7 protein-coding genes and 1 pseudogene are annotated in these 6169 nt (G+C 62.2%); 5 read left to right on the top strand and 3 right to left on the bottom strand.

Going from position 1 to position 6169, the window contains the following annotated elements; all coding sequences use genetic code 11:
* The first annotated feature begins 2 nt into the window (after positions 1 to 2).
* Together EN879_RS20845 and EN879_RS20840 are read left to right on the top strand one after the other, a co-directional pair.
* Entirely contained in the window at positions 3 to 1628 is a 1626-nt protein-coding gene (locus EN879_RS20845; protein ID WP_127274221.1) for a fatty-acid--CoA ligase, read from the top strand.
* Positions 1629 to 1708: 80 nt separating this feature from the next.
* Positions 1709 to 2494: a DUF1499 domain-containing protein gene (locus tag EN879_RS20840; RefSeq protein WP_013532738.1), complete on the top strand. Its 786-nt coding sequence runs from the start codon at positions 1709 to 1711 to the stop codon at positions 2492 to 2494.
* Between the two features lie 31 nt (positions 2495 to 2525).
* Here the strand turns inward: EN879_RS20840 and EN879_RS20835 are convergent, their stop codons facing one another.
* Positions 2526 to 3434, bottom strand: coding sequence for an MBL fold metallo-hydrolase (locus EN879_RS20835; RefSeq protein ID WP_013532737.1), 909 nt, complete (start codon positions 3432 to 3434; stop codon positions 2526 to 2528).
* 117 nt (positions 3435 to 3551) lie between these two features.
* Here EN879_RS20835 and EN879_RS20830 point away from each other — a divergent pair, with 117 nt between their 5' ends.
* Positions 3552 to 4142 (top strand): biotin transporter BioY, encoded by a 591-nt coding sequence (locus EN879_RS20830; protein ID WP_127274220.1) that lies wholly within the window; start codon positions 3552 to 3554, stop codon positions 4140 to 4142.
* Positions 4143 to 4234: 92 nt separating this feature from the next.
* On the opposite strand, the gene EN879_RS20825 is transcribed toward EN879_RS20830, so the two are convergent.
* Both EN879_RS20825 and EN879_RS40655 read right to left on the bottom strand, forming a co-directional pair.
* Positions 4235 to 4747, bottom strand: a complete 513-nt coding sequence (locus tag EN879_RS20825; protein ID WP_244514275.1) for a hypothetical protein — start codon at positions 4745 to 4747, stop codon at positions 4235 to 4237.
* Between the two features lie 6 nt (positions 4748 to 4753).
* Positions 4754 to 4807 (bottom strand): annotated as a pseudogene (locus EN879_RS40655) (Fic family protein); the annotation flags it as partial.
* Between the two features lie 482 nt (positions 4808 to 5289).
* On the opposite strand from EN879_RS40655, the gene EN879_RS39070 reads away from it, so the two are divergent.
* Both EN879_RS39070 and EN879_RS20820 read left to right on the top strand, forming a co-directional pair.
* Positions 5290 to 5442, top strand: a complete 153-nt coding sequence (locus EN879_RS39070; RefSeq protein ID WP_158515784.1) for a hypothetical protein — start codon at positions 5290 to 5292, stop codon at positions 5440 to 5442.
* Positions 5442 to 6169: NAD-dependent epimerase/dehydratase family protein (locus tag EN879_RS20820; RefSeq protein WP_127274219.1), on the top strand; the 728-nt coding region annotated here is incomplete at its 3' end. The genes EN879_RS39070 and EN879_RS20820, both read left to right, overlap by 1 nt.

Below are 6169 nucleotides of genomic sequence, written 5' to 3'. Positions count from 1 at the left end.
TGCTGGGACTGATGCAGGAATGGCCGCTGCTTTGCCATAAGCTCATCGACAATGCCGAGCGGCAGCATGGCATGCGCGAGATCGTGTCACGCTCGATCGAAGGGCCGATCGTGCGCACCACCTACGCCGACATCCATCGTCGCGCCCTGAAGGTCGCCCAGCGGCTGGAGCGCGACGGCTATGGGTTGGGCGACCGCATCGCGACGCTGGCCTGGAACACCGCCCGCCACATCGAGGCCTGGTACGGCATCATGGGCATCGGCGCCATCTACCACACGCTCAATCCGCGGCTGTTTCCCGAGCAGATCGTCTGGATCATGAACCATGCCGAGGACAAGGCAGTCTTCGTCGACCTGACTTTCGTGCCGCTGCTCGAGAAGATCGCCGGCGCCGTCAAGTCGCTGAAACAGGTGATCGTGCTGACCGACAAGGCACACATGCCGCAGACGACGTTGCCCAATGTGGTCGCCTATGAAGAGTGGCTTGACGAGGCGGATGGCGACTTCGCCTGGAAGACCTTCGACGAAAGCACCGCCGCAGGCATGTGTTACACCTCCGGGACCACGGGCGATCCCAAGGGCGTCGTCTACAGCCACCGTTCGAACGTGCTGCACGCCATGATCGCCGCCATGCCCGACGCCATGGGGTTGTCGTCGCGCGACACGATCCTGCCTGTCGTGCCGATGTTTCACGCCAATGCCTGGGGCCTTGGCCAGAGCGGGCCGATGATCGGCGCCAAGCTGGTCATGCCCGGCTGCAAGATGGACGGCGCCTCGATCTATGAACTGCTCGATACCGAGAAGGTGACCTTCAGTGCGGCCGTGCCGACCGTCTGGATGATGCTGCTGCAGCATCTGGAGGAGACCGGCAAGAAGCTTCCCTATCTCAATAAGGTCGTCATCGGCGGCTCGTCCTGCCCGCGCGCGATCATGACGAAGTTTCAGCAGAACTACGATGTCCAGGTCATCCATGCCTGGGGCATGACCGAAATGTCGCCGCTCGGCACGCTGTGCACCCTGAAGCCGGACTATGCTGGTCTTGAGGGCGAAGCCCGGCTCGATGTCCAGCAGAAACAGGGCTATCCGCCGTTCGGCGTCGAAATGAAGGTGACCGACGACGACAACAATGCGCAACCCTGGGACGGCAAGACATTTGGCCGCCTGAAAGTGCGTGGGCCGGCCGTTGCCCGTGCCTATTATGGCGGCGCCGGCGTGGAGCAGTTCGACGGGGACGGCTGGTTCGATACCGGCGACGTCGCCCACATCGACGCGGGCGGCTATATGCAGATCACCGATCGTGCCAAGGACGTCATCAAGTCCGGCGGCGAATGGATTTCGACCATCGACCTCGAGAACCTGGCTGTCGGTCACCCCGATGTCGCCGAGGCGGCAGCCATCGGCGTCCACCATTCGAAATGGGGCGAACGGCCGCTGCTGGTCGTCGTCCGCAAACCGGGCAAGGAACCGAGCAAGGCTGATATTCTCGACTTCATGGACGGCAAGGTGGCCAAATGGTGGATGCCGGACGATGTCGCCTTCGTCGGTGAAATTCCGCACACCGCCACCGGCAAGATCCAGAAGATCACCTTGCGCCAGCAGTTCAAGGATTATCGCCTGCCGACGGATTGACGCGATGTCGCATGTTTCGGCTTCATGGCATCGCAAAAAGGTTCTAAGTCTCCGTTCGGGTTGGGGTGGTGCGGCAATCGATGGCAAGTATTCCTGAACGGCAAACGTCGAGGGCGGCCGGATGGTCGCGGCGCACGGCCGCTTTTTCGTTGGTGCTGCTGCTGACGGTCTTTGTCGGCCATCGCTTCGATCTCGTCGAAACACCTGTCTTTCTGTGGGTGCTCGGCATTGTCGCGCTGCTGGCGGCGATGGCGCTGTTGTTTGCCGGGTTTGCCTTTTCGCGGCTCTGGAATTTCGGCGACCGCGGCGGTCGCGACCTGACGGTCGGCGCGCTGCTGGCGCTGCTGGTGCTCGCACCCTACGGCGTCGCCGCCTACTGGGCGACGATCTATCCGCCGCTCAGGGACATCTCGACGGATTTCGACGAACCGCCGGCGCTCGACGTGAGCGACCGCAAGAAGGATATGAACGTGCTTGCGCCGTCGACGCCTGGGGAACAGCGGCTGCAGACCGATAGCTATCCGCTGGTCAGCGCACGCAGCTACGACCTGCCGTTCGAGACTGTCGTCAATGCCGTCGAAACCGTACTCGACCGGCGCGACTGGGATCTATCGGAACCCTATCCTGATCTCGCCGGGCAAAGCGAGGTGACCATCACCGCCGTCGCCAAGGGCTTCGTGATCGGCCTTCCCGCCGATGTGGCGATCCGCGTGACGGACGATGGCGATACGGTCATCGTCGACATGCGGTCGGCGTCCCGCTACGGTCGCTACGACCTTGGCGACAATGCCGCGCGTATTGTCGATTTCCTTGCCGAGCTCGACCAGGAAGTCGCCGGTCAGGTTGGCGCCGCGCCGGCCGAGTGAGGCACGGGCACTTGGCAGTGGGCTGCGTTGCCTATCCGGCCGGCGTGAAAATGCCGTCGATGGCCGGTGCGGCATCGGTCACAACCAGACCGCGCGCCGTCAGATCCTCGAGATGGGCAAGCACCGACAATCCGGCGGCGCCATGCAGCCGCGGATCGGTATCCCTGTAGATCGCCCTGACCATGTCGGGAATCGTCCGGTCGCCTTCTCTGACCCGCTCCAGGATGGCTCGCTCGCGCATCTTGCGGTGCGTCTTCAGCCCGCGCATGAAAGCGCGCGGTGCCGTCACCGGCCCGCCATGTCCGGGCAGCAGCAAGCGGTCCTCGCGGTCGATTAGACGGTCCAGCGAGGCCATGTAATCGGCCATCGCTCCATCCGGCGGGGCGACGATGGAGGTTGCCCAGGCCATGACATGATCGGCCGAAAACAGGATGCCGGTTCCTTCCAGCGCGAATGCCGCATGATTGGCGGTGTGGCCCGGGGTCAGAACCGTCCTGATCGACCAGCCGTCGCCATCGACCGCCTCGCCGTCGGAAAGGGCGATGTCGGGAACGAAAGCCATGTCTGCACTGGCGTCGAGCGCATTGGTCTCGCCGATGTGCAGGGCTCTTGCCGGCCGGTGCGGCCCCTCGGCCAGCACGATGGCGCCGGTGCGCTCTTTCAGCCGGGCCGCCAGCGGGGAGTGGTCGCGATGCGTATGGCTGACGAAGATATGGCTGACTGGCCGGCCTGCGATCACTTCGAGCAGGGTCCGCAGATGCGCCTCGTCATGCGGCCCCGGATCGATCACCGCCAGCGTATCGCGGCCAATTATGTAGCTGTTGGTGCCGTGAAAGGTGAAAGGGCTTGGATTGCGGGCCGTGATGCGCTGGACATCGGGCGCGACGCTCACCCCCTGGCCATAGAGGGGGTCGAAGCCGGTCTCGAACTTCAGTGCCATGCATCGGTGCCTTGTTTGGGGAAACGGCAAAACCGATTGCCGCATAACACGCAAGCCAATATAGGAGGATGTGAGGCCGCGAACATCTGGTAGCGGCAATCGGATTGGGGAAATACCATGGCAATTGCAACTACGATGCGTCCGCTTGTTTCTCTGGCTCTGCCGCAAAGCGGCGCGGCGCGGCTGGCAACGCAGCTTTTCCTGGCCATCGCCGGAACGCTTGTGCTGACACTGTCGGCCAAGACCAAGGTGATGCTCGGGCCGGTCGACATTTCGATGCAGACGCTGGCCGTGCTGCTGATTGCCGCCGCTTTCGGCATGCGTCTCGGCGTCGCCACCCTGCTGCTCTACATGGCCGAGGGCGCCATGGGCTTCCCCGTCTTCCAGAGCACGCCTGAAAAGGGTCTCGGCATTGCCTACATGCTCGGCTCGACCGGCGGCTATCTCGCCGGCGTCGTGGTCATGGCGGCCATTGTCGGCTGGGCGGCGGATCGCGGCTGGGACCGCCATCCGATCAAGCTTTTCAACGCCATGCTGGTTGGCGAAGTCGTCATGATGGCGATGGGCTTTGCCTGGCTGGCGCTGCTCATCGGTCCGGAAAAGTCGTGGCAGTTCGGCGTCGTGCCGTTCATCGTCGGCGACCTGATCAAGGTGGCTCTCGCGGCAAGCCTGGTGCCGGCCGTCTGGACGCTGCTCAAGCGCGGCTGAAGCCCGAGCAGACCAGCGGCTTGAGCAATCAAGCCTTGGCTGGCGTGGGGTGATTGGCGGATTTCAGCGTGGCGTCTGCCAAGTAATCACACTTAGGTTTCTGGAAACAGCTTCGGAAACAGTGAATCCAATGCGTTGGCCGGAAAGCGTATCGACACCGGACCTTTGGGTGTTTCCGACGCCAACAGACCGAGCGCGATCACCTCATTGAACACGCGACGCGCCGTGCGTTCGGGTAGTCCGCTAATGCGAGACGCTTCGCCGCGTTCAAATTCGCCGCGCATTAGCGCTTCCTCCAGGAGGCGGGCGGCTTCGGGTTTGAGGCCACTGCGCTCGACGTAGCGACGCAGCCGCTTCGCGAGCGTGTCGAGATCGAACAAGCCGGTCATAAAGTTCACCTGATCGATGCACACCTGCATGAACCATAGCGTAAAGTCGCCGAGTGCGCGCTCGGAGAGGTTGCCCCGTCCGTCGAGATCACCCTGGCGGGGCATATCGGCATGATCCATCATGCGCTTGTAGTCCGTGCGGCTTTTCACGCCGCGCGCTAGACCGCGTGAGATCGACCACAGCCCGTGCGCGGCGATCCCAGCCTCATGGGCCATGGCGTGGCTCATCAAACGGCTGACGCGGCCATTGCCGTCGGGGAACGGGTGAATGTAGTTGAAACGCTTTCTTCCATGTCTGGCCGATCTTGGCTTCTGCTAAATACGTAATTATAAAGATATATTTCGAATTTGCCCGGATGTTTGGCCGATCTTATGGCCGATGATCGGTACCCTCCGCCGGCCATACGCATCTGATTAGGTTGCCGTCCCGACGACACCAACATACAGCTGCTTCGGAACGCAATATCTCCGCTCTCTAGATCGATCTGTCTCGGCTCCCAGGCGACTTGCCAAGGGGTTGATCGCCGAAGCGGTGCTGGAAATTACATCGCATTATTGGCCCTATCGTTCGGCGTTGGTGCGTTGCAGACGGTATCTTTTCAATCGCATAAAGCAATGCTGTTGATCAAAAGTTCCCGCACTGTTGATCCGAGAAATAGATGCTTGCTGGAGCAGCCGCGCTGTCGTAGCTCTTGGTCGTTGGCAGTCGGATTCTGGTGATGGGGGTGGCCTTTGAGGAAAATGTCCGGACCTGAGGAATGAAGGACATTGACGTCGTTATCGTGGCCGTCGGCCACAGGCAGTTCCGCGCTCTGGGCGTCGACGGCCTGCAGGCTCTTTGCAAGACCCCCGGCGTCATTTACGACATCAAGGGTCTGTTTCCCAGGCATGTCACGGATGGGCGCTTCTGATGAAGGTTCTGGTCACCGGCGCGGCCGGCTTCATAGGGTATCACGTAGCCAAGCGGCTGCTGGAGCGCGGTGACGAGGTCGTCGGCATCGACAACGTCAACGACTACTACGATCCGGAAATCAAGGAGGCGAGACTGCGGCTCCTGGACGAGGCGAGCCGCAAGACCAATGCCGGCTACCATTTCATCCGCGGCAATCTCGCCGACAAGAGCGTGGTCGACGCCTGCTTTGCCGACCACGCATTCGACCGGGTGATCCATCTCGCCGCCCAGGCAGGGGTTCGCTACAGCCTGGAAAACCCGCACGCCTATGTCGAAAGCAACATCATCGCCTACACCAACATGCTGGAGGCCTGCCGCAACAGCGCCGTCGCGCACCTGACCTATGCCAGCACCTCGAGTGTCTACGGCGCCAACACCGACATGCCGTTTTCCGAGCATCGTCCGGCCGACCACCCGCTGCAGTTCTACGCCGCGACCAAGCGCGCCAACGAGCTGATGGCGCACAGCTACAGCCATCTGTTCGGGCTGCCGACGACCGGGCTTCGCTTCTTCACCGTCTATGGCCCCTGGGGGCGCCCGGACATGGCGCTGTTCCTGTTCACCAAAAACATCCTTGCTGGCGAGCCGATCAAACTGTTCAACAACGGCAACCACACGCGCGACTTCACCTATGTCGACGACATCGCCGAAGGCGTGATCCGTGCCAGCGACAGCCCGGCCACGGG

The sequence above is a fragment of the Mesorhizobium sp. M7A.F.Ca.AU.002.02.1.1 genome (assembly GCF_003998535.1).
Taxonomy (GTDB): domain Bacteria; phylum Pseudomonadota; class Alphaproteobacteria; order Rhizobiales; family Rhizobiaceae; genus Mesorhizobium; species Mesorhizobium ciceri.
Note: the sequence above shows the minus strand (reverse complement) of the source record. Positions and strands in the feature narration are given on the sequence as shown.

Excerpts from the sequence above, each read along its gene's own strand:
- EN879_RS20840 (WP_013532738.1), top strand. The coding sequence starts at position 1,709 with ATGGCAAGTATTCCTGAACGGCAAACGTCGAGGGCGGCCGGATGGTCG.
- EN879_RS20835 (WP_013532737.1), bottom strand. The coding sequence starts at position 3,434 with ATGGCACTGAAGTTCGAGACCGGCTTCGACCCCCTCTATGGCCAGGGG.
- EN879_RS20830 (WP_127274220.1), top strand. The coding sequence starts at position 3,552 with ATGGCAATTGCAACTACGATGCGTCCGCTTGTTTCTCTGGCTCTGCCG.
- EN879_RS20825 (WP_244514275.1), bottom strand. The coding sequence starts at position 4,747 with ATGGCCCATGAGGCTGGGATCGCCGCGCACGGGCTGTGGTCGATCTCA.
- EN879_RS39070 (WP_158515784.1), top strand. The coding sequence starts at position 5,290 with ATGAAGGACATTGACGTCGTTATCGTGGCCGTCGGCCACAGGCAGTTC.